The 1453-nt window shown below is 60.9% G+C and carries 1 protein-coding gene; it reads right to left on the bottom strand.

Going from position 1 to position 1453, the window contains the following annotated elements:
- Window positions 1-7: 7 nt before the first annotated feature.
- Complete coding sequence (locus tag QRN67_RS32685; protein WP_285415188.1) at window positions 8-1384, bottom strand: IS30 family transposase; 1377 nt, start codon at window positions 1382-1384, stop codon at window positions 8-10.
- Window positions 1385-1453 lie beyond the last annotated feature (69 nt).

Here is a 1453-nt window from a genome sequence, read left to right as displayed (position 1 = left end):
GGCGGATTCAACCGGTCGTCGCAACACCGGGTTCTCGAACGGATTTTAGGTATTCGTTCAAAGTCTCAGCTGGTGTCTTCCAGCTCAGCGTTTTACGCGGTCTGTTGTTCAAGGTTCGCGCAACGGCCTGAATCTCTTGGTCACTCCAGCGAGACAGGTCAGTGCCTTTGGGGAAGTATTGGCGCAGCAGCCCGTTCGTGTTCTCGTTCGTACCGCGCTGCCATGGGCTGTGAGGATCGGCAAAAAAGACACGCACCCCGGATTCGATGGTGAACCGTGCGTGGTCTGAGAACTCCTTGCCGCGATCCCAAGTCAGTGATTGCCGCAGCTGAGCAGGCAGCGCGGTCACGGTCTTCTTGAGCGCGTTGGCCATGGTGATGGCCCCGTAGCCTGCGAACGCAGGACCGTTCTTCGTTCGAGGAATCAGTCCGTAGCCCACTTCGCGAGGCAAATGCACGAGCATGGTGAAGCGGCTCGATCGCTCCACCAGTGTTCCGATGGCGGACCTGTCCAGGCCGATGATCAAATCCCCCTCCCAATGTCCCGGCACGGCACGGTCGTCCGCCTCTGCAGGTCGATTGGAGATCATCACCTCCTCGCTGACATGAGCCCAGGCTTTCGCCTGGGCCCTGGCCCGTGGCACTCGCAACGCACGCCCCATTCGCAGATAGCTCACCAGTTCGCGTTTGAGAGCACCTCGGCCCTGAATATAGAGCGCCTGGTAGATGGCTTCGTGGGAAATGCGCATGGACGGATCATCCGGGAAGTCGACCTGCAGACGGTTTGCAATCTGCTCCGGCGACCAGCCATTGACCCACTTGCGGTCACCCCGATGCGGCTTGTTGCGGCCGATGAACAGAGCTTGCCGAGGTCCGGCGACCTCGCGCCCCTGAGCATCGTGGATCTTGCCCTCCAGGCGGTCTTGAACATACTTGCGCAGCTGCGGATTGGCGAGCAGCTTGGCTGGCTTGGGCCTTCTGGCTACCAATTCGGACTTCCACTGCGCCACCGACGCCCGGTACTCAAGCTTGCCGCCGCGAGTTGCAGCGTTGCGGATCAACTCCCGTGAGACCGTCGAAGGACTTCGCCCGATCAGGCGAGCGATCTCCCGCACTCCAATGTCTTGGGCCCGCAGAAGAGCGATCTCTTCTCGCTCGGCGAACGACAGATATCTCTCGGACACAGGCTTGGACATGAACAGCGGCATGCCACCACGATGACGGAACCAGCGCGTGCCCACCGGCTGCGACACGCCAACGGCTTCGGCTGCCTTCTCGCTCGTGATTCCGGTGGCAATCTGCTTCCAGAACTGCCGCTCCACCTCACGTCGAAGCGAAGGCGCGCCTGGTGAGCGCATGGCTGCGCGCCCCATTGACTTCTGCATCCGCCCTGTATGTCTTCCCATAACACCTCCATGATTGAAGGTGTTGCGACGACCGGTTGAATCCGCCCA

This window comes from Variovorax sp. efr-133-TYG-130, assembly GCF_030208835.1.
In the GTDB taxonomy this organism is placed as follows: domain Bacteria; phylum Pseudomonadota; class Gammaproteobacteria; order Burkholderiales; family Burkholderiaceae_C; genus Variovorax.
Note: the sequence above shows the minus strand (reverse complement) of the source record. Positions and strands in the feature narration are given on the sequence as shown.

Coding starts and splice junctions, on each gene's coding strand:
- QRN67_RS32685 (WP_285415188.1), bottom strand. CDS start 1,384: ATGCAGAAGTCAATGGGGCGCGCAGCCATGCGCTCACCAGGCGCGCCT.